Annotated in this window: 14 protein-coding genes; 13 read left to right on the forward strand and 1 reads right to left on the reverse strand. The window is 38.3% G+C overall.

Features of this window, described 5'->3' with window-relative positions:
• The first annotated feature begins 44 nt into the window (after window positions 1-44).
• From BWZ20_RS08530 to BWZ20_RS08555, 6 genes are all read left to right on the forward strand, one after another.
• Window positions 45-878 (forward strand): META domain-containing protein, encoded by an 834-nt coding sequence (locus BWZ20_RS08530; protein ID WP_076619026.1) that lies wholly within the window; start codon window positions 45-47, stop codon window positions 876-878.
• A gap of 34 nt (window positions 879-912) precedes the next feature.
• On the forward strand, window positions 913-1,335 hold the full coding sequence (locus BWZ20_RS08535) for a SufE family protein (RefSeq protein ID WP_076619028.1): 423 nt from the start codon (window positions 913-915) through the stop codon (window positions 1,333-1,335).
• 1 nt (window position 1,336) lies between these two features.
• The gene (locus BWZ20_RS08540; RefSeq protein WP_076619030.1) at window positions 1,337-1,663 is read left to right on the forward strand and encodes a DUF59 domain-containing protein; all 327 of its coding nucleotides are present in this window, start codon (window positions 1,337-1,339) and stop codon (window positions 1,661-1,663) included.
• Between the two features lie 10 nt (window positions 1,664-1,673).
• A complete protein-coding gene (locus BWZ20_RS08545) occupies window positions 1,674-3,113 on the forward strand; it encodes a hydroxymethylglutaryl-CoA synthase family protein (RefSeq protein WP_076619032.1) in 1,440 nt (479 codons plus the stop codon).
• A 3-nt stretch (window positions 3,114-3,116) separates the two neighbouring features.
• The gene (locus BWZ20_RS08550; RefSeq protein ID WP_076619035.1) at window positions 3,117-3,626 is read left to right on the forward strand and encodes a DUF2480 family protein; all 510 of its coding nucleotides are present in this window, start codon (window positions 3,117-3,119) and stop codon (window positions 3,624-3,626) included.
• Between the two features lie 128 nt (window positions 3,627-3,754).
• Window positions 3,755-4,663, forward strand: coding sequence for a DUF3078 domain-containing protein (locus BWZ20_RS08555; RefSeq protein WP_076619038.1), 909 nt, complete (start codon window positions 3,755-3,757; stop codon window positions 4,661-4,663).
• Between the two features lie 53 nt (window positions 4,664-4,716).
• Here BWZ20_RS08555 and hflX read toward each other — a convergent pair whose 3' ends face one another.
• Entirely contained in the window at window positions 4,717-5,928 is a 1,212-nt protein-coding gene (gene hflX, locus BWZ20_RS08560; protein WP_076619040.1) for a GTPase HflX, read from the reverse strand.
• 73 nt (window positions 5,929-6,001) lie between these two features.
• On the opposite strand from hflX, the gene BWZ20_RS08565 reads away from it, so the two are divergent.
• The 7 genes from BWZ20_RS08565 to BWZ20_RS08595 all read left to right on the forward strand — a co-directional run bounded on the left by BWZ20_RS08565 (window position 6,002) and on the right by BWZ20_RS08595 (window position 24,313).
• Window positions 6,002-6,952, forward strand: a complete 951-nt coding sequence (locus tag BWZ20_RS08565; RefSeq protein ID WP_076619043.1) for an endonuclease — start codon at window positions 6,002-6,004, stop codon at window positions 6,950-6,952.
• Between the two features lie 210 nt (window positions 6,953-7,162).
• A complete protein-coding gene (locus BWZ20_RS08570) occupies window positions 7,163-12,766 on the forward strand; it encodes a gliding motility-associated C-terminal domain-containing protein (protein ID WP_076619046.1) in 5,604 nt (1,867 codons plus the stop codon).
• 31 nt (window positions 12,767-12,797) lie between these two features.
• Window positions 12,798-13,709, forward strand: coding sequence for a type IX secretion system membrane protein PorP/SprF (locus tag BWZ20_RS08575; RefSeq protein WP_076619049.1), 912 nt, complete (start codon window positions 12,798-12,800; stop codon window positions 13,707-13,709).
• A 19-nt stretch (window positions 13,710-13,728) separates the two neighbouring features.
• Complete coding sequence (locus tag BWZ20_RS08580; protein ID WP_076619052.1) at window positions 13,729-15,642, forward strand: OmpA family protein; 1,914 nt, start codon at window positions 13,729-13,731, stop codon at window positions 15,640-15,642.
• 287 nt (window positions 15,643-15,929) lie between these two features.
• A complete protein-coding gene (locus BWZ20_RS08585) occupies window positions 15,930-21,437 on the forward strand; it encodes a choice-of-anchor L domain-containing protein (protein ID WP_076619054.1) in 5,508 nt (1,835 codons plus the stop codon).
• Between the two features lie 31 nt (window positions 21,438-21,468).
• Window positions 21,469-22,380, forward strand: a complete 912-nt coding sequence (locus tag BWZ20_RS08590; protein ID WP_076619049.1) for a type IX secretion system membrane protein PorP/SprF — start codon at window positions 21,469-21,471, stop codon at window positions 22,378-22,380.
• 19 nt (window positions 22,381-22,399) lie between these two features.
• Entirely contained in the window at window positions 22,400-24,313 is a 1,914-nt protein-coding gene (locus BWZ20_RS08595; protein ID WP_076619056.1) for an OmpA family protein, read from the forward strand.
• The last annotated feature ends 17 nt before the right edge of the window (window positions 24,314-24,330 follow it).

Consider the following 24,330-nt stretch of genomic DNA (forward strand, 5'->3'; position numbering starts at 1 on the left):
AGTTTGGCATCAAAAGTGTAATTTAGATTAATAAACCTAAATATATGAAATTCTTACTGAGTATTATTACATTAGTAGTATTGACAGGGTCTTGTAATTCTGCTAAAGAAACACTTACAGAACAAAAAAAGCATATGGCACCATCCAGCCTTTCTGGAACTTACAACATAAATCAATTAGAATCAAAAGACATCTTGTCTAAAGCACTTATAATTACATTTAATGATTCTAAAAATCAGGTTTCAGGATTTTCAGGCTGCAATACGTTTTTTGCAAATTATACAATCAAAGAAAATACTATTAAATTCGGACCAATTGCAACATCCAAAAAATACTGTAGACCAGAGCAAAACAACTTAGAAAACACCTTTCTAAAAGCATTAAATAGTATTAATACTTTTATTCTTAAAAGTGATGGCGTTACTTTTTTAAATGAAGACACAGAAGTTTTTAAGGCCATAAAAAGTGAAGCCGCAAGACCCAGCAAAGATGACATTGTAAAAGAGAATTACAAAAAACTTAAGGTTATATATAATACCTCATCGAGAAGCTCTTTTAAACATATCGAGATTTCAAAAACTAAAATCAAAATCTCAAAAGATAGAACTTTAAAAACAACACGCTCCTACGCGTGTGATAAGCAAGATTGGCAAGCGCTAGAAGAACTGCTTAACAATGCAGTAGTAGAACATCTAGATGCGCTAGAGGCACCAACAGATAAGCGACTTTATGATGGTGCACCGCACGCAACACTGGCCGTTATAAAAGGTGATGTAGAAATGATGACGCCAACATTTGATCATGGAAACCCGCCAAAAGAAATAGAAACCCTAGTTAATAAAGTGTTATCTATGGCAGAAAATGCAACTAAACAATAGCGATTTTGTACCTTTGTTTTAAATGAATTTGATTATGACTATTGAAGAAATTCAAAACGAAATCATAGAAGAGTTCTCTATGTTTGAGGATTGGGAAGAACGCTATCAATATATGATAGATTTAGGTAAAACCCTTCCTTTAATCGAAGCACAATACAAAACCGATGACCACATTATAAAAGGCTGTCAAAGTAAGGTTTGGGTGCACGCTGAAATGAATGATAACAAAGTAGAATTTACTGCAGACAGCGATGCCATTATAACCAAAGGCATCATTGCTATATTAATTAGAGCGTTCTCTAACCAACACCCAAAAGATATCATTGAGGCAAATACTGATTTTATTGATAAAATAGGCTTAAAAGAACATCTATCACCTACAAGGGCCAACGGATTGGTTAGTATGATAAAACAATTAAAAATGTATGCAATAGCATACCAAACACAGCTGAAATAAGATGAGCGAATCAACTATAGATACCACTGTACTTGGAGATAAAATAGTCCGTGTTTTAAAAACCATCTATGATCCAGAAATTCCTGTAGACATCTACGAATTAGGATTAATTTATGATGTTTTCGTAAATGAAGACTACGAAGTAAAAATACTAATGACCTTAACTACGCCAAATTGCCCAGTAGCAGAGACTTTACCTTTAGAAGTTGAAGAAAAGGTAAAATCTATCAATGAAGTTAAAGATGCCGAGGTAGAAATTACATTCGACCCTCCATGGTCTCAAGACCTTATGAGCGAAGAAGCCAAGCTAGAACTAGGGATGTTATAAATTACAGATTATGAGCGCTACAGGAATTGACGCAATAGCATTCTATGTTCCAAACCTTTATGTTTCTATGGATCATCTTGCTGAGGTTAGAGGAATTCCTGCAGAAAAACTAAAAAAAGGTTTAGGCCTTAAAAAAATGGCAGTACCAAATATTGGAGAGGATGCTGCTACATTTGCGGCCAATGCACTTCTTAACCTAATAACTCAAAACAACATAGATCCCAACGAGATTGGCCGAGTATATCTAGGAACAGAAAGTGCCATAGATGGGTCAAAACCCACAGCAACCTATGCTGTAGAAATCATTGAAAAAGAACTTGCTAAAACTTACGGAGAACGGAGTTTTAAAAACTGCGATATTTTAGACATGACATTTGCCTGTGTTGGTGCTGTAGATGCCCTACATAACAGTATTGATTGGGTTAAGCAAAATGCTAATAGAAAAGCTGTTGTAATTGCTTCAGATCTTTCTAAATACGACATCAATTCCACAGGCGAATATACCCAAGGCGCAGGTGCAGTAGCTTTATTGGTAAGTCACAATCCATCGATATTAGAAATTAATTCTGTTTGGGGAATTGCCTCAAAGAGCGAAGGAGACTTTTTTAAACCAAGAAGAATTTTTAAAAAAGCAGAACTTTTAAAAGCCGTATTCAAAGATTTAAATCTTAATACTTCCGAAGAAAAAATAAATGAATTTATGGCTTCATCAGATTCAGAATTCTGGTCTGACAGTAACGATATAGTTGAAGTTTTTAAAGAAGAACCCGTTTTTGACGGGCAGTTTTCTAATGCTTGTTATAATGATAGAATTACAGAAGCACTCGCTCATTTTAAAACTCAAAAAGATATAAATTTTAGTAATGATTGGCATAAGATAGTATTTCATTTACCCTATGCATTTCATGGAAGAAGGATTATTTTTGATAATTGGTTACAATGGTTAAAAGCTTCTAATACCTATGAAAAATTAGAAAATGAGATAGGTAGATTAGAGGACTCAGACAAAAAAGAGTGGTCTAAAAAAGCTTATAAATCTCAACTCTACAGTAACTTTGTAAATTCTAAAATTGCTCAAGGAGAATACGCTTCTTCAGAAATCGGTAACATGTACACGGCCTCAATCTTCATGTCTCTTTTAAGCTTGTTGTCAGATAGTTACAATAACAATATTGACCTATCAAGAAAAACTATTGGTTTCATAGCTTATGGAAGCGGCTCAAAATCTAAGGTTTTTGAAGGTGTTGTAAAAGAAAACTGGAGTTCTAAAGTGTCTTTAATAAAACTTTTTGAAACTTTAAATCAAAGAGCCTCTATAGATGTAGATACATATGAGAATATTCATCGTTCTAAAATTGAAACTCCAATACACAACGGAAGTAAAATTTCGTTAGACTTTATTGAGCGAGAAAAGACTAATTACGGCCTGCGCCGCTATAGTGTAAAATAGATCATGGCAGAGGATATTATAAACAGAGTAGCAAACAGTAAGCTTAAGGTTATTGATTTAGAAGACTACTATCCAAATGGACGTCGCGTATTGTTTGATATAAAAAACTGGTTACTAGAAGGGCTAGTGCTTCGCGAAAGTGATTTTAGAACCTCCGTTAAAGAACACAACTGGGCTCAATACAAAGACTGTTATGTTGCATTATACTGTTCAACAGATGCCATTGTTCCCGATTGGGCATATATGCTTATTTCATTAGAGCTTGAAGAATTTTCTAAACTTACAGCTATAGGCACTCTAGATCATCTAGAATCTATTATCTATACCAAAATAATTTCGGATTTAGATGTTAGCATTTATAAAGACATGCCTGTAATTATAAAAGGCTGCTCTCATAAACCCGTGCCAACAAACGCTCTAGTTTTACTATCGCAAAAATTAAAGCCTGTTGCCAAATCTATTATGTTTGGCGAGGCCTGCTCTGCTGTTCCTTTATTTAAAAGGAAAAAATAAATGTGACTTATTGTTGTTTTTAAGGTCTAATTCATATTGATTAGATAAGCCAACAGCGTCTTAACAGATTAATAAACACTTATATTTGTAAATTATTTACAACCAAAACCATTAAAATTTAATTCATTATGAACAGAAAATTACTTTTATCCGCAGTCTTAATACTTACGGTTGCTTTTAGTTTTTCTCAAACAAAAGAGGAATTACAGGCGCAAAAAGCCGAAAAACAAGCAGAAGCAGACAAATTTCAAGCAGAAGCAGATGCTTTACAAGCACAAATAGATGCCTTACCTGGCTGGCGTGTTGGTGCGTTTGGTACCATTGGCGGTAGTTTATCAGGTTTTAACAACTGGTATGCCCAAGGTTCGCCAAATAATAATTCTGGTAATATTGGCATTACATTTAATGCCTTTGCCAACAAAATTGAAGACAAATATTTTTGGAGAAACTCTCTTTTAGCCAATTTAGCATGGGTAAAATTTGATGACAGAGACAACCCTACTGATGATGATAGCTTTAGAGCCGGAACAGATGTCTTTAACTTATCGTCTCTTTATGGTCAAAAATTGAGTGAAAAATGGGCGATCTCCGGTTTAATGGAATACAGAACCACACTCATAGATAACTTTAATGATCCTGGTTTTTTAGACGTTGGTGTTGGTGCAACTTGGACACCGATTGAAAATTTAATAGTGGTAATACACCCACTAAACTATAATTTTGTTTTTGCAGACAACGATGCTGCCTTTAATTCTTCAGCTGGTGCCAAAATAGTAGCAGACTATACCAGACAAATTGGTGCCATTGCATTTAAAACTAATTTCTCTACATTTCAAAGTTACGAAGACAGTGATCTCTCTAACTGGACGTGGACCAACTCATTTAGTTATACCTTATGGAAAATGATTGGTGTTGGTTTCGATTTTGGTTTAAGAAGCAACCAACAAGAGGCTGCTAATTTCCAAGGAGTACCTTTAGCTGATGCAGATAACGATTTACAATCATATTACACCATAGGTTTAAGCTACAAATTCTAGGTAATACATTTAAAACTTTAAAAGCCTTTCGTTAATAACGAAAGGCTTTTTTATTATGAAATGTCCTCGACATCAGGATACAAAAAATGATTGTACGGAAAACGGGTTACATGAATTTCTCTTACTTCTTTATAGACACGTTTTCTAAATTCATCCATGTTTTCCTTATTCAATGCTGAGATAAAAAGTGCATTATCACCAACTCTAGACATCCAAGTCTTCTTCCATTCTTCAATTGTAAAGTTTGCCTTGGTGCGTTCTTGCATTAAATCATCTTCCTCAAAAGGTTCTGCCTCGTAAGCATCAATCTTATTAAAAACCATTATGGTTGGTTTGTCCTTGCTGTCTATTTCATCTAAAATTTGATTGACCGATTCTATATGTTCTTCAAAATTAGAATGCGAAATATCAACCACATGAAGTAGTAAGTCTGCCTCACGCACTTCGTCTAAGGTACTTTTAAAAGATTCTACCAATTGGGTCGGTAACTTTCTTATAAAGCCTACCGTATCGCTAACCAGAAATGGCAAATTACCAATGACTACTTTTCTAACTGTTGTATCTAGGGTTGCAAAAAGTTTATTTTCGGCAAAGACTTCACTTTTGCTAATCACATTCATCAACGTGGACTTACCTACATTAGTATAGCCAACTAAAGCCACACGAACCATTTTACCTCTATTGCCACGCTGAACGGCCATCTGCTTATCTATGGTCTCAATTTTTTTCTTTAAAAGCGAAATTTTATCTCTTACGATACGTCTATCTGTTTCAATTTCGGTTTCACCAGGGCCACGCATACCTATACCACCCTTTTGTCGCTCAAGGTGTGTCCACATACCCTTTAACCGTGGTAACAGATATTCGCATTGTGCTAACTCTACCTGAGTTCTGGCATAACTAGTTTGGGCACGTTGTGCAAATATATCTAAGATAAGATTGGTTCTGTCTAAAATTTTGCAATTAAGTATTTTACTGATGTTGCGTTCTTGCGCTGGCGAGAGCTCATCGTCAAAGATCACAGTACCAATGTCATTTTCTTTAACAAAATTCATTACCGTCTCCATCTTACCAGTTCCTATAAATGTTTTAGGATTGGGCTGCGTCATCTTTTGAGTAAAACGTTTTATAACATCACCACCAGCAGTATAGGTTAAAAATTCAAGCTCATCCAAATATTCTTTAGATGTCTCTTCATCTTGTTCCTGAGTAATTATCCCAACAAGAGCAACACGCTCTAATTCTATATCTTTTTTCTCTAGCATAAATAATTTAAAGTACAAAGTTACGGAAATGGATTTTCCTTAGTGTATTTTTAAAAAGCTATATTTTTATGGCATGATTGAAAATTCTAAAACATATACAATAGCTTTTTATAATATTGAAAATTTATTCGATATTAAAAACGACCCATTTACTAATGACGACGATTTTTTACCCACATCTGCAAAACGATGGACGTACAAACGTTATCAAAACAAATTAAGAAAGCTAGGCTCTGTCATTTCTCGAATTGGAAAAAATGAAAATGCCTCACCACCTGTAATTGTTGGCCTGGCCGAGGTTGAAAATAGTAATGTATTGACAGATTTAATACATAGCGAACATTTAGAGAACCTTGGTTACGACTTTATTCACTTTGATTCTTTAGACGAGAGAGGAGTTGATGTTGCCTTGCTCTACAAGAAAAACGAGTTTGAAATAGAAAATTCAGAAACGTTTTCAGTCTATTTACAAAATGAGGAAGGTCTACAAGACTACACGAGAGATATTCTTTTGGTGCAAGGAACTTTAGCAAATGAAAAACTCCATATTTTAGTCAATCATTGGTCTTCTCGCAGAGAAGGAGAAAAAGAAACCGAATACAAGCGTTTGGCAGCGGCAAATGAAGTTAATTCTGTAATTAAAGGAATTAGGGAAGAAAATAAAAATGCTAAGATTATAGTTATGGGAGATTTTAATGACAATCCCCAAGACAAGAGCATTGGTCTTATTGAAAAAGAAAGCAGTCTTTATAACCCTTTTAAAACCGTTCAGTCTCGAGATAAAGGAAGTATAAATCACGACTTTCAATGGAACATGTTTGATCAGGTTTTGTTTACGGAAAATTTCTTCAATCCAAAAGACTATAATCTACGATATGTAAAAGCAGACGTTTTTAATTCCAAATTTGTAACGCAGTATCACGGAAAGTATAAAGGCCAACCATTTAGAACCTATGTCGGAAAAAAATACAAAGGTGGATATAGCGATCATTTTCCTGTTTTTATACAATTAAAAACGTCTTAAACCTTTTGTCGATAAATAAAGTAGTTCATCTATTATACCATTGTTAACATCATGTTAATAGTCATTTTTTATATATTCGGGTGAGCAATAAAAGGACGATTAATCAGCGTTTCTGTATGCTTCCCCAAGCCTTATAAAAATTAAAAAAGTAAATCCTTTGTAGTCAATGTGTTACAAAGGGTTAAATAATTTCTAACAAACCGATTAATAATGAAAAAGATTACACTATTCTTATTTCTGCTTTCATTTGTTGCAATTACAAATTTACAAGCGCAAATAACTACTTTTCCATACACGGAAGACTTTGAGTCTGGTGATGGTGGTTGGGTGGCCAACAACACAACTAACGGATCTTGGGCCTTAGGTACACCAGCTGCTCCTATTATTAATAGTGCAGCTTCTGGAACAAATGCTTGGGTTACCAACCTCACAGGTACCTACAATACAAACGAAGACTCTTGGGTTACAAGTCCTGTATTTGACTTCTCATCGTTGTCTGCACCTTCGATAGAATTGAACATATGGTATGATGCCGAGTTTAGTTGGGATGGTGCGGTGCTTCAATCTTCAATTGATGGAGGTACTACATGGGCTAATGTTGGCTCTAATGGCGATCCAAACAACTGGTATACTGATGACACAATTAATGGTAATCCTGGGGGTCAACAAGTAGGATGGTCTGGTACTGGTGCAGCTGGCACTAATGCCTGGGTTATTGCAAGACATGCGCTAACAGGTCTTGGTGGCCAACCCAATGTTATCTTTAGAATTGCTTTTGGTTCCGATGGTTCTGTTGTAGATGAAGGTTTTGCTTTTGATGATGTAACTATTTTTGAAGTTTCATGTCCAGAGCCAACCGACGTTACCTTATCTGCCGTTACTGAAACAACTGCTGATGTCACCTGGTCTGCTGGTGGCTCTGAAACAATTTGGAATTTAGAGTGGGGAATTGCTGGTTTTACACCTGGAACAGGTACAATAGAAAATGGATTAACAGCAACATCCTTTAACTTTTCGGGTCTCACAGTAGGCACTTCTTACGATATTTACTTAGTTGCAGATTGTGGTGGTGGTTCAACATCAAGTGTTGTGGGCCCTATCACTTTCAACACTGCCGTTCCTGGCGGGTCTTGTGCGTCTGCATTTCCTATGGCTGTAGAGATAGACTGTGACACAGCAACTCCAACTACTTTCGATTTTAGTATTGCAGAAGATATTGACGCTGCCGATGAAAATCCTAGTTGTGATGGTTTTGGAAACTGGGGATATTGGGTGAGTTTTACCGCTCCAACTGTGGGTTCGGTTATTTTTAATTTTACTGGAGCTGCCGATGGTGTAGGATTAGAGGTTTTAGATGCTTGTAATGGTGCGTCACTTGGATGTTTCAATAACACCTTTGATGCTGGTGAAAGCTCTGATATTATTGGTGGTTTAACACCTGGTGATACATATTATGCTGTAATTTGGAGTGACACTCAGGCTGGAGTCGCAGATGTTTGTATTGAAGAAGGACCAACTTGTACTTTTCCGACCAATTTGGCTGCAGCTAACTTTACTACTGACGGCGCAGAACTAAGTTGGACAGAAAATGGTACAGCTACTGTATGGAATATTGAGATTGTGCCTTCTGGAGATACACCCACTGGTGTTCCTACTGTAACAGGAGTAACTAATCCTTATACTATAACTGGTTTAATGGCTAGTACAGATTATGACTTTTACGTTCAAGCAGATTGTGGCGGTGGTGACACTAGCGATTTTTCAGCTGCCTTTACGTTTACAACTGCTTGCGATGTCTTCACGCCAGATTATCTAGAGCAATTTGATACCATAATCCCAACTTGTTGGGATGAAGCTGACAGTGGCGATGCCTCTACAGGACCTGGTGATTTTGGCGCTGGTGCATGGGGCGCTGATGGTTTCTTAAATAATGGCTTTACAGGCGCTTACAAAATAAACCTATGGGTAGCTTCAAAAAGCGATTGGATCATCTCCCCTCAGTTTGACCTAACGGGTGGCCCATTTCAGGTTGAATTCGATTTTGGTATTATGCAGTTCGGTAGCTCTACCAATGCGGGTACTCTAGGCTCTGACGATATTGTTCAACTGCTCATCACTAATGACAATGGCGCCTCTTGGACACCACTACTAACCTACGACAGTACCTCTGTAGTACCTGCTACCGGTGAACACCCAGTGATTACCTTAGAGGCTTACGCCGGTCAAACCGTACAGTTCGGTATCCTTGGCTCTGAAGGTACTGTAGACGACCCTGAAGATAACGATGTCTTTGTAGACAACTTCAGGGTAAGGGGTATTCCTACTTGTCCTGAACCAACCGATCTAACTTCTAACAACCTAAGTCTAACCGAAACTGAGGTTGGCTGGACTGAAACAGGAACTTCTACGGTATGGAACATAGAATACGGCCCTGCAGGATTTACTCCAGGTACAGGTACATTAGTTAACGGTGTTACTACAAACCCCTTTGTACTAACAGGTTTAATTTCCGATACTGACTATGAATTCTATGTGCAAGCGCAATGTGACCCAACAAACTTAAGCTCATTTGCAGGTCCTGGTTCCTTCTTTACTGGATATTGCCAATCTGAACCAACAAGTAATGATGGGCAAGGGGTAACCAATGTTACCATTGGTTTCACGGATTTCCCAAGTTTAGGAGATGTTACTTACGAAGATCAAACGTCACCGACAGTAAATGTTTTTCAAGGAATAGAAACCAACGTAGCCGTTACTTTTGCTACAGGATTTACATACGACACTAACATCTGGATAGATTTTAATGATAACCTAGTTTTTGAAGATACTGAACTTGTCTTTTCTGGGGAATCTACTAACGCTAATCCAACAACATTAGACGCTTCATTTATTATGCCATTAACAGCACCTTTGGGTGTTCATAGAATGCGTATTGGTACGGCAGATGCAGGCCAAGATCCACCAAACCCTTGTTATAATGGTAGTTGGGGAGTTACTTTAGATTTTACAGTTAATATTGAAGAATTAACATGTACCTTACCAGAAGCTGCATTTACAGTAAATACTGATTGTGACAATAATCAATTTTTTATAGATGTCAATGTTACCGATATGGGTGATGCAACCTCTTTAGAAATTTCAAACGATTTTGACGCCAGCACAGTACAAGCTTTAGCTACGGGTATTTATCAGGCTGGACCTTTCCCTTTTGGAAATACAGTTAAAATATTTGTTGCTAATGAGCAAAATAATAATTGTACCATAAGTAGTGAATTCTTTGAGATATTGGCATGTCCACCTAGTAATGATGAATGCTCTACAGCTACTGTAGCCGTAGTTAATGCGGATGAAAGTTGTAATGCCGTTAATCCAGGAACTATTCTAGCGGCAACACCATCAGGAATTCCTAATGGAAGTTGTAGTGGTAATCCTGACGATGATGTTTGGTTTGAATTTACAGCTCTTGGCGATCAACAAATCATAGATATTCAAAATATAACTGGTGGCACTACTAACTTAGATCATGCCCTTTATGAAGGAGATTGTAATAACCTAACTGAGATTTACTGCTCAGATGATACCTTTAGTCTTACACCTTCATTAATCGTTGGTAACACTTATTACCTCAGAATTTTCTCTGCGGGAAGCTCTAGTGAAACTAGTACGTTTGACTTGTGCATAAGTACATTAGGTACTCCAACATATTGTTTAGATGCATTGCCAATTTGTGCTGATCCATCAATACAGTACGAAAGTATTGTTGGTGACCAAGTTGCTCCACCATATTTAGATTATGATTGTCTCTTTTCACAACCAGATCCGCAATGGAATACAATTTTATTCGATGAAGCGGGTGACTATGTATTTAGTTTAGACCAAACAAGCACAACAGGCACACCTTTAGATATTGATTTTATTGTTTGGGGTCCTTTTGTTAATCAGCAAGACGGATGTGTCGATTTACTGCCCGAAACCATAGCAGACTGTAGTTATTCTGCAACAGCAAGTGAAACTATTACTCTTACAGGAGTGCCAGCAAATTCAGTTTACGTTATATTAATAACTAACTTCTCTCAACAAGCCGGTTTCTATACCTTTACACAAGATTCTGGACCGCTAGACGGTACAAACTGTGATGTTGTATGTGATGTTACTTTAGCCTTAGAAGGTGCTGATATTGAAGATGATATTGAAGATCCTTTAGTGCCAGATGAAACTTTTGAGTTTTGTGGTTTTGAGAGTGTAGAGCTTACAGCTAGTACGTTTTATGATGTAGACGAGTTCAGATGGTATCAAGATGGGTTTATTATTCCCGATTATAACCTCCCAAATCTCACCGTAACCGAATCTGGAACGTATCAGGTACAAGTACTTGGTGGAATTTGTGATCAGAGCGAAACATATTTCTCTGCTTTAATAGATGTTAAACTATATGATGAATCCCCAAACATAGATCCTCAAAGCATTATTGTTTGTGATGGTCTGGAAGCAGATGGTACAGAAATTTTTGATCTAGATGCTTTAACAGATTCATTAGGTTTAGGATCAGATTTTGCAGTAAGCTATTATACTAGTACTGCTGATGCTAATCAGGCAATTAACCCTGTGTCATCACCATACACGTCTGCCGGAGAAACCTTAATTATAAGAATAGAAGATGTAGCTGCTCAAGCCGACAACTTCTTAGGTTGTAGACAACTTTCTGAAGTTAATCTGGTAGTACAACCAGCACCCGAAATAGGTGCGCCAATGGATTTAGAAACTTGTTCTGCTAGCACATCGGCTGAATTCTCTTTAACAGATAATGATATTGCCGTGTTAAATGGATTAAATGCCGCAGATTATACCATTTCTTACCATACAAGTACGGAAGATGCTGAGGCTGCCGCGGGAGAACTTACATCCCCTTACATTGGTATGAACGCTGAAATTATATATGTCCGTCTAGAAGATAATACTACAGGGTGTTATAATGTTGCTTCTTTCAGCCTTATTATAAACGCTCCTTCACAAACAGCAACCAGTCAAAACATAGAGGAATGTGATGATTCTGACGGTTTTATCGATGATATGGCTGATTTTGATTTAGATGCGCATACCAGTATTGTTTTAGGTACGCAAGATGGATCGAGTTACAACGTTTCATATCATAGTTCTCAAGAGGATGCTGAGAATAATGTTAATGCATTACCTGGGTTATACACTTCAGGAAGTACAACAGTATATGTAAGAGTTGAAGATGTAACACTTTCAAATTGTTATGTTGTAAATTCATTTGAATTAATAGTTAATACTGTTCCCCAAGCAACATTTGATCCTCAGTTTGAATATGAAGTTTGTCCTAATGCTACCGTACCAGTTACCATAGGCATTATCCCAGACAACTTCACTACTGCTGATGTTTCTGTTACTTGGTTATTAGATGATGTGGTGATAGCAGGAGCTAGTGGCTTAACCTTAGAGACCGTTTTAGTTTCGGGAGATTATTCCGCCGAAATTACGTTCAATGCCACTGGTTGTACTAACACCGTAACCACTTTTGTAGAAGAATTAGAATCCTGTATATTCCCAGAGGGTATATCACCAAATAACGACGACCTTAATGACAGCTTTGACTTAAGTAGTTTTAACGTTGTCAGGCTAGAGATCTTCAACAGAAATGGTACCCTTGTGTATTCTAAAACCAACTACGTCGACGAATGGGAAGGCCAGACCAACGACGGCGAAGAGCTTCCAGTGGGCACCTACTTCTACACCGTCGTGTACGAAGGCGGATCCAAATCGAAAACAGGATGGGTATACATCAACAAATAACAATCGACTAACTGAATCAACTTAAACCATAATGAAAAAACTCACGATAATAGCGGTTCTGCTCATCGCACTACAAATGTACGGGCAACAAGACCCTCAGTACACGCAGTACATGTACAACATGAACATCATGAACCCTGCCTATGCTGGTTCTAGAGAAAACCTCTCTTTCGGATTATTATACAGAAACCAATGGTCTAAAATCGATGGCGGACCCGAAACCGGAACCTTCTTCGGCCACGCGCCAATTGGAAACAATCTAGGTATGGGCGTATCATTGATCGCAGATCAAATAGGCCCTGTTAAAGAAACCAATGCCTATATCGATGTATCTTATACCCTAAAATTGGGTGGTGAACACCGCTTGGCGTTCGGTGTTAAAGCCGGTGCTACGTTTCACGACATCAACCTTACAAGTGGCAACGTAGATGTTATCGACCAAGGTGACCCCTTTTTTGGAATAGGTATCAACGAAACCACACCAAACATCGGTGCTGGGCTCTTTTACTATACAAACAAGTATTACTTGTCCTTATCGGTACCCAACATGCTCGCATCGGTTCACTTAGATTCTAACGGAAACAAAATAGGTTCTGAAACACAGCACTATTTCCTAACCGGTGGCTATGTCTTTGACCTGTCACCAAATACGGAACTAAAGCCATCTTTTATGGTAAAGTCCGCATTTGATGCACCAACGTCTTTTGATGTAAACCTCAACGCTAGGTTCTTCAAAAAATTTGAAATCGGCGCCTCTTACAGATTGGATGACTCATTCTCTGGGCTGGTTAACTTTGCCCTGTCTCCATCCCTAAGAGTTGGGTATGCCTATGATGCCGTCTCTTCAGATATCAAAGCCTTCGCACCAGCATCGCACGAGGTCATGCTGCTGTTCGACCTTAATTTCCCGAAACGCGTCTCTCGTTCACCTAGATACTTTTAACCGGTTAAGCTAAACTATTATGAAAAACTTAAAAATACTTTTATTTATAACGTTGATGAGTGGTATATGCTTAACCGCTCAAAACAAGAACACTAAAAAAGCGGACAAAGAATTTGCCAGATTCGAATACGTAGATGCCGCCCAAAGCTACAAGAAACTAATTGACAAAGGTGAAGGCTCTGCATACGTTTATGGCCAATTGGCAGAATGTTACTACAACATCTTCGATACCGTTGAAGCAGAAAAATGGTACGCCAAAGCTTTAGAAAGCAGTGACAATCCCGAGATGATCTATAAATATTCTGAAATGCTTAAGGCCAACGGAAAGTATGAAGAGTCTAATAAGCAAATGGAAAAATTTGCTTCTATGCGTCCATCCGATAACAGGGCAACTGCTTTTAGAAAAAACCCTAACTACTTACCGAAGATTTTAGAGCAAGGCAAAAAATTTAATGTTCAGGATGCTGGGTTCAATACCGCTCAATCTGATTTTGGTGGTATTGAAAACGATGGTAAACTTTATATTACATCTGCAAGAAATGACAACCGTAAAACTTACGGTTGGAACGAAGAACCATTCTTAGATATTTATACACTGACTAAAAACTCGGATGGTTCTTATGGTACAGCAACCTTAATGAACGATAAAATCAATACCAAGTACCACGAGGGGCTGGTATCTTTTACTCCAGATGGTAAAACAATGTATTTTTCTAGAGAAAGTTACTTTGAAAAAGATTTTCAAAAAGATTCTTTAAGCAAAGTTCGTTATAGCCAGTTATATTTATTTAAAGCTACTAAGTTGGGAAGTGATTGGGATTCGGTTGAAAGCTTAGATATAAATAGCGAAAATTATTCTGTTAAAAATCCTTCTGTAAGTGCAGATGGCTCTACCTTATATTTTTCATCGAATATGCCTGGTGGTTATGGTAACTTTGACCTTTATAAAGCACCAATCAATGAAGATGGTACTTTGGGCGAGCCTGAAAACCTAGGGCAAAAAGTTAATACTGAAGGCCAAGAAATGTTCCCTTACATAAGTAGTAACAATACGCTTTATTTCTCATCTAACGGTCATTTAGGACTAGGTGGTATGGATGTGTTCTATACTAAAGTGATAGATGGTAAAATGGCACCTGTAAGAAATATTGGTATTCCTATTAACAGTAATGGTGATGACTTTGCCTTCATCATTAACGAAGAAACAGAAGAAGGTTTTGTATCTTCTAACAGAGAGGGCGGACAAGGAAGTGATGACGTTTACGCCTTTAAAAAATTGCAACCACTTTGTGATGTTCTGATAACCGCAACTGTCTTGGATGATAAAACAAGAACACCTGTAAATGGTGCTTCTGTTTCCTTATACGATGCTGATGGAAATAAAGTCGTTACCAAAACTACAAACAACGAAGGTGTGGCAGAATTTATAGTTGAGTGTGAACAAGACACGGAACTCGAAGTTGTAATGGAAGACTTTGAAAGCAAAAAAGTACCCGTGAAAGGAACAAGTGAAGAAGAATTAGCAGTTCAGATTTCTTTAGACCCAATAGAGAAAATCATGACTCCTGAAGAAATCGTACTAAACCCTATTTATTTTGATTTTGATAAATCTAACATCACGGCACAGGCTGCTTTTGAACTCGACAAATTAGTACAGATCATGAACAAATACCCTGATTTGGTAATTAATGCCACATCGCATACAGATAGTAGAGGATCTGATTCATACAACCAGAGACTATCTCAGCGCAGAGCTAAGAGCACTCAACAATACGTTATCTCTAAAGGTATCGACGCCTCGCGCATATCCGCAGAAGGTAAGGGTGAAAATGAACCTAAGATTAATTGCGGCTCTAACTGCACCGATGAACAACACGCTCAAAACAGACGTTCTGAGTTTAAAATTGTGAGTGGAGGACCTCAAGCCAAATAGTAAATTCAATAATATAAATAAAGTATAAACGCTCTGAGAAATCAGAGCGTTTTTTAGTTATAGTTTCGAACAAAGCACCTTTAATCGAAGATAAAAGTATTTAATCTATTATTGCGGTGTTGTTCAAATGTTAATACTCATTTTTCTTAAATTAACCCTAAAGAAAACAGTTAAGTGAAATACTTACTGTACTCTATAACTTCTAAAATACCAACCTATAAAAAAACCATTCCTTTCTAATTAAACTATTAGAAAGGTTTAGTTATTTAGTAACAAAACTAAAAACTATGAAAAAAATTACCTTGATTCTTATCATGCTTGGATTTTGCATTGTTGCGAATGCACAATATGATTTCAGTCCAATTGCAGGACCAACAAATGTGGCTCAAGGGTCACCTGTTACAATTAACCTTAACGATATAGCAAATTCAGCTGGTATTCCTGCCTCCTCTTCAGGAGCTTACGACTCCTTTACTCTTACCGTAGACTGGGTTGCTGGCGGTGGAGGTCCTTGGTCCTCAGAAGCAGACATTACCATTACTACAACCGCTGGTTCTGTAACTGTAGATCCACCCACTAATGGTGGTGCTAACAGTGGAGCCTCTGCAACACTAACATTTTCAGGCAACTTGGCCGGAGCTTATGACCCAATTACGGATGGATATATAGACATTATATTAAATCAAAGTTTCGGTGGCTCAGATGCAGATTGGTCAAATATTGCGGTCACACTTTTTGAAGCACCAACGTGTATCGATCCAACAGGGATGACTGCCAACGCAGTTACAGCGACTACTGCTACTCTAAATTGGACAGCTGGCCTATCAGAAACAAATTGGAATATTGAATATAACAGTGGTGTAGATTTTACACCTGGAAACGGAGAGTCTGAGGTTTCTACTTCACCAACCGGTTCACCAAGTGCTTCACTAACAGGTTTAAATCCAGCTACAGATTACTATGTATATTATCAAGCCAATTGTGGTCCTAGTGACCAAAGTCTTTGGGTTGGCCCTTTTATTTTTAGCACAGAATGCGTTACGTTTACAGCACCATATACCGAGGGCTTCGAAAATAACGGTACAATTCCCCTTTGTTGGTCCATGGATGGTGGTGAAGATTGGTTCTTTAGCGACAATGCTGCAGGCACACACGTTGGAGATAATGGTACAATAACCGGTACGACTGCCACAAATGGATACTTTGCTTGGTGTGATGCCTCTGGCAATGAAGGAGTAAGAACTTTGACTTCCCCTCTAGTTGATGTAACTGGTCTGGCAACACCTGCCCTATCCTTTTATCTTATAAGTGACAACGAAGACAACGCCAATAGCAACTTAGATGTTGAGGTATGGGATGGTTCAAATTGGAACAGCATGGCCACATACAATACAAATACGGGTGGTTGGACACTTACCGTTATAGACATTAGTACATTAACCATTACTGGTGACGTACAAGCTAGATTTATATTTTCTGAGATTGTAACTGGTGATTTCTACGACGATATCGCAATAGACGATGTGACTTTCGATGAAGCACCAACTTGTTTCAACCCTACGTCCTTAAATGCTTCCGCAATTACAGCAAATAGCGCAGAACTGAGCTGGTCCCAAGACGGAAGTGTAACCTCTTGGAATATAGAAATAGTAACTTCTGGTTCTAATCCTAGCGGAATACCTACTGATACTGGTGTTTCTAATCCTTATACCATCATGGGCTTAAATGCGGTAACAACATATGATTACTATGTGCAAGCCAACTGCGGAAGCGAGCTTAGTGGTTGGACTGGCCCATTTACCTTTGAAACCCTTTGCGATGTCTTCACGCCAGATTATCTAGAGCAATTTGATACCATAATCCCAGCTTGTTGGGATGAAGCTGACAGTGGTGATGCCTCTACAGGACCTGGTGATTTTGGCGCTGGTGCATGGGGCGCTGATGGTTTCTTAAATAATGGCTTTACAGGCGCTTACAAAATAAACCTATGGGTGGCTTCAAAAAGCGATTGGATCATCTCCCCCCAGTTTGACCTAACGGGTGGCCCATTTCAGGTTGAATTCGATTTTGGTATTATGCAGTTCGGTAGCTCTACCAATGCGGGTACTCTAGGCTCTGACGATATTGTTCAACTGCTCATCACTAATGACAATGGCGCCTCTTGGACACCACTACTAACCTACGACAGTACCTCTGTAGTACCTGCTACCGGTGAACACCCAGTGATTACCTTAGAGGCTTACGCCGGTCAAACCGTACAGTTCGGTATCCTTGGCTCTGAAGGTACTGTAGACGACCCTGAAGATAACGATGTCTTTGTAGACAACTTCAGGGTAAGGGGTATTCCTACTTGTCCTGAACCAACCGATCTAACTTCTAACAACCTAAGTCTAACCGAAACTGAGGTTGGCTGGACTGAAACAGGAACTTCTACGGTATGGAATATAGAATACGGCCCTGCAGGATTTACTCCAGGTACAGGTACATTAGTTAACGGTGTTACTACAAACCCCTTTGTACTAACAGGTTTAATTTCCGATACTGACTATGAATTCTATGTGCAAGCGCAATGTGACCCAACAAACTTAAGCTCATTTGCAGGTCCTGGTTCCTTCTTTACTGGATATTGCCAATCTGAACCAACAAGTAATGATGGTGATGGGGTTAATTATGTAACTATAGGTGTTGTTAACTTTCCTAGCTTAGGAGATGTTACTTATGAGGATCAGACTTCACCTGTAATTAATGCGTTTCAAGGTATAGAAACGAATGTAGAAATAGAATTTGGACATACCTTTACTTACGATACAAATATCTGGATAGATTTTAATGATAACCTAGTTTTTGAAGATACTGAACTTGTGTACCAAGGTGAGTCAACAGGCGGAAGTAATCCGCATATACTAGATGCTTCCTTTATAATGCCTGCTACTGCTAATCTTGGTCTGCATAGAATGCGTATTGGCTCTGCCGATGGTGGGCAAGCAACACCCAATCCATGCTATAGTGGTAGTTGGGGAGTAACACTAGACTTTACGGTAAATATTCAAGAGTTGTTATGTACCCTTCCTGAAGCTACATATACTACTGTCCCTGATTGTTTAGGCAACCAGTTCTTTATTGATGTTAATATCACAAACATGGGCGATGCAACCTCCTTAGAAATTTCAAATAATTTTGACACTGGTACGGTACAGGCTTTAGCTACTGGTGTCTTTCAAGTTGGTCCTTTTCCTTTTGGTTCTGCTGCAAATATTTTTGTGATGAATGAGCAAGATAATAACTGTACAATTAGTAGTGATACCTTTGAACTTTTAGCATGCCCACCTGACAATGACAATTGTACTGACGCAACAATCGCGTTGGTAAATACGGGTGGAGAGTGTACGGTTGTAACCACTGGTACTCTACTAGAAGCCACGCCTTCGAGTACTCCATCAGGATCTTGTTCAGGCAATCCCGACGATGATGTTTGGTTTCAATTTGTGGCAACTGATGACACCCATCTCATTTCATTAGAAAATATTATTGGGTCTTCCACCAACTTAGATCATGGCCTCTATGAGGGATCTTGTGGCGCTTTAACAGAAATATACTGTTCTGCAGATGATGCTATAATAACACCTACTTTAACTGTCGGAAACACCTATTATATAAGAGTTTTTTCAGCAGGATCAGGCAGTGAGGACACTGTATTTGACTTATGCATAAGACCGGGTCTTGATAATGTTGTTGTAGACCAAACAACTTACACTGTAGAGCAATTAGTACAAGATATTTTAATTGGTGGAGAATGTGCCCAAATATCCAATATTACATATTCAACAGGAACAGATTTTGGTGAAGAAAACGGAATAGGTTACTTCTCAATGCAAGGCGATGGTGTTGGTTTTCCTTTTGATGAAGGTATAATTCTTACAACTGGTGATGCAAACTTAGCTTCCGGTCCAAATGTAAATGCTATGAGTGATGGATCTTCAGCTTGGCCAGGTGATACTGATTTAGAAAATGCCGTAGGGATTTCTACAACTAATAATGCCACCATAGTAGAATTTGACTTTGTCCCCTTAGCACAAGAAATCAGTTTTGATTTCTTAATGGCTTCCGAAGAATACAATGGAAATACAGGAGGCACTTTTGAGTGTACGTTTTCTGATGCATTTGCATTTCTTTTAACAGACTCTAATGGTGTAACCACCAATCTAGCTGTATTACCTAATACAACCACTCCTATTTTGGTTACTAATATCCACTTAGCAAACCCTGGCTGTGATGCAGAAAATGAAGAGTATTTTGGTGGATATATTCCAGATAACTTACCTCCTATTTCTTTTGATGGTAGAACAACCGTATTTACGGCACAATCTTCTGTAAATGTTGGTGAAACATACCACATTAAATTAGTAATTGCGGATCAGAGCGATTCAGCTTTTGATTCTGGTGTTTTCTTAAAAGCAGGGAGTTTTGATCTTGGAGAGCTAGACTTAGGTGAAGATATTACGATTGCTTCTGGAGATGCAGCTTGTTTAGGAGACCCGGTTGTTTTAGATACAGGTGCACCTAACCTCAATCATTTTTGGTTTAAGAATGGTATCGTTATCGACGGGGAAAACTCTTCCACTTTAACGGTTACAGAGCCAGATTTATACACGGCACAAGTAATATTTTCAAGTCAGTGTTTCCTTGTAGATGAAATACTTGTTGAATTTCTTGAACCTCCTTTACTTAATGAAGATCCGTCAGACTTAGAAAGTTGTTCTGCAACGGAAGAAGCACCTTTTTTCCTCAGTGAGAATGATGCAATAGTATTAGGTAACTTAGATCCCGATAACCACTCTATATCATACCATTTATCTGAAAACGAAGCAGATACCAATACTAACCCCATTACAGAAGATCCGTATATTAATACTTCTAACCCACAGACAGTTTTTGTTAGAATTGAAGATAATACAACCGGATGTCATAATGTAGCTTCATTTGACTTAATTGTCACAGGACCCACTCACACTGCAGATAGTATAGATTATACCGAGTGTGGTAATGGTGTTGAAGCTCAGTTTGACCTTGCATCTCATGCTTTTGATATATTGAATGGTCAAGATGCTTCCCAATTTGTTGTCACTTATCATTCCTCTGAGACCGATGCTGAAAACGGTGAAAACACATTACCTGATTTTTACACGAGCTCAGGTGAAACAGTATTTGTTCGTGTTGAATCCGTAAATTATGAAGGCTGCTACGTTACAAATAGCTTTGAACTTATTGTTGGTACGCTTCCCCAAGCAACATTTGATCCTCAGTTTGAATATGAAGTTTGTCCTAATGCTACCGTACCAGTTACCATAGGCATTATCCCAGACAACTTCACTACTGCTGATGTTTCTGTTACTTGGTTATTAGATGATGTGGTGATAGCAGGAGCTAGTGGCTTAACCTTAGAGACCGTTTTAGTTTCGGGAGATTATTCCGCCGAAATTACGTTCAATGCCACTGGTTGTACTAACACCGTAACCACTTTTGTAGAAGAATTAGAATCCTGTATATTCCCAGAGGGTATATCACCAAATAACGACGACCTTAATGACAGCTTTGACTTAAGTAGTTTTAACGTTGTCAGGCTAGAGATCTTCAACAGAAATGGTACCCTTGTGTATTCTAAAACCAACTACGTCGACGAATGGGAAGGCCAGACCAACGACGGCGAAGAGCTTCCAGTGGGCACCTACTTCTACACCGTCGTGTACGAAGGCGGATCCAAATCGAAAACAGGATGGGTATACATCAACAAATAACAATCGACTAACTGAATCAACTTAAACCATAATGAAAAAACTCACGATAATAGCGGTTCTGCTCATCGCACTACAAATGTACGGGCAACAAGACCCTCAGTACACGCAGTACATGTACAACATGAACATCATGAACCCTGCCTATGCTGGTTCTAGAGAAAACCTCTCTTTCGGATTATTATACAGAAACCAATGGTCTAAAATCGATGGCGGACCCGAAACCGGAACCTTCTTCGGCCACGCGCCAATTGGAAACAATCTAGGTATGGGCGTATCATTGATCGCAGATCAAATAGGCCCTGTTAAAGAAACCAATGCCTATATCGATGTATCTTATACCCTAAAATTGGGTGGTGAACACCGCTTGGCGTTCGGTGTTAAAGCCGGTGCTACGTTTCACGACATCAACCTTACAAGTGGCAACGTAGATGTTATCGACCAAGGTGACCCCTTTTTTGGAATAGGTATCAACGAAACCACACCAAACATCGGTGCTGGGCTCTTTTACTATACAAACAAGTATTACTTGTCCTTATCGGTACCCAACATGCTCGCGTCGGTTCACTTAGATTCTAACGGAAACAAAATAGGTTCTGAAACACAGCACTATTTCCTAACCGGTGGCTATGTCTTTGACCTGTCACCAAATACGGAACTAAAGCCATCTTTTATGGTAAAGTCCGCATTTGATGCACCAACGTCTTTTGATGTAAACCTCAACGCTAGGTTCTTCAAAAAATTTGAAATCGGCGCCTCTTACAGATTGGATGACTCATTCTCTGGGCTGGTTAACTTTGCCCTGTCTCCATCCCTAAGAGTTGGGTATGCCTATGATGCCGTCTCTTCAGATATCAAAGCCTTCGCACCAGCATCGCACGAGGTCATGCTGCTGTTCGACCTTAATTTCCCGAAACGCGTCTCTCGTTCACCTAGATACTTTTAACCGGTTAAGCTAAACTATTATGAAAAACTTAAAAATACTTTTATTTATAACGTTGATGAGTGGTATATGCTTAACCGCTCAAAACAAGAACACTAAAAAAGCGGACAAAGAATTTGCCAGATTCGAATACGTAGATGCCGCCCAAAGCTACAAGAAACTAATTGACAAAGGTGAAGGCTCTGCATACGTTTATGGCCAATTGGCAGAATGTTACTACAACATCTTCGATACCGTTGAAGCAGAAAAATGGTACGCCAAAGCTTTAGAAAGCAGTGACAATCCCGAGATGATCTATAAATATTCTGAAATGCTTAAGGCCAACGGAAAGTATGAAGAGTCTAATAAGCAAATGGAAAAATTTGCTTCTATGCGTCCATCCGATAACAGGGCAACTGCTTTTAGAAAAAACCCTAACTATTTACCTAAGATTTTAGAGCAAGGCAAAAAATTTAATGTTCAGGATGCTGGGTTCAATACCGCTCAATCTGATTTTGGTGGTATTGAAAACGATGGTAAACTTTATATTACATCTGCAAGAAATGACAACCGTAAAACTTACGGTTGGAACGAAGAACCATTCTTAGATATTTATACACTGACTAAAAACTCGGATGGTTCTTATGGTACAGCAACCTTAATGAACGATAAAATCAATACCAAGTACCACGAGGGGCTGGTATCTTTTACTCCAGATGGTAAAACAATGTATTTTTCTAGAGAAAGTTACTTTGAAAAAGATTTTCAAAAAGATTCTTTAAGCAAAGTTCGTTATAGCCAGTTATATTTATTTAAAGCTACTAAGTTGGGAAGTGATTGGGATTCGGTTGAAAGCTTAGATATAAATAGCGAAAATTATTCTGTTAAAAATCCTTCTGTAAGTGCAGATGGCTCTACCTTATATTTTTCATCGAATATGCCTGGTGGTTATGGTAACTTTGACCTTTATAAAGCACCAATCAATGAAGATGGTACTTTGGGCGAGCCTGAAAACCTAGGGCAAAAAGTTAATACTGAAGGCCAAGAAATGTTCCCTTACATAAGTAGTAACAATACGCTTTATTTCTCATCTAACGGTCATTTAGGACTAGGTGGTATGGATGTGTTCTATACTAAAGTGATAGATGGTAAAATGGCACCTGTAAGAAATATTGGTATTCCTATTAACAGTAATGGTGATGACTTTGCCTTCATCATTAACGAAGAAACAGAAGAAGGTTTTGTATCTTCTAACAGAGAGGGCGGACAAGGAAGTGATGACGTTTACGCCTTTAAAAAATTGCAACCACTTTGTGATGTTTTAATTACCGCAACTGTCTTGGATGATAAAACAAGAACACCTGTAAATGGTGCTTCTGTTTCCTTATACGATGCTGATGGAAATAAAGTCGTTACCAAAACTACAAACAACGAAGGTGTGGCAGAATTTATAGTTGAGTGTGAACAAGACACGGAACTCGAAGTTGTAATGGAAGACTTTGAAAGCAAAAAAGTACCCGTGAAAGGAACAAGTGAAGAAGAATTAGCAGTTCAGATTTCTTTAGACCCAATAGAGAAAATCATGACTCCCGAAGAGATCGTACTAAACCCTATTTATTTTGATTTTGATAAATCTAACATCACGGCACAGGCTGCTTTTGAACTCGACAAATTAGTACAGATCATGAATAAATACCCTGATTTGGTAATTAATGCCACATCGCATACAGATAGTAGAGGATCTGATTCATACAACCAGAGACTATCTCAGCGCAGAGCTAAGAGCACTCAACAATACGTTATCTCTAAAGGTATCGACGCCTCGCGCATATCCGCAGAAGGTAAGGGTGAAAATGAACCTAAGATTAATTGTGGCTCTAACTGCACCGATGAACAACATGCTCAAAACAGACGTTCTGAGTTTAAAATTGTGAGTGGAGGACCTCAAGCACAATAGTAAATTCAATAATATAA

Source organism: Winogradskyella sp. J14-2 (assembly GCF_001971725.1).
Lineage (GTDB): Bacteria > Bacteroidota > Bacteroidia > Flavobacteriales > Flavobacteriaceae > Winogradskyella.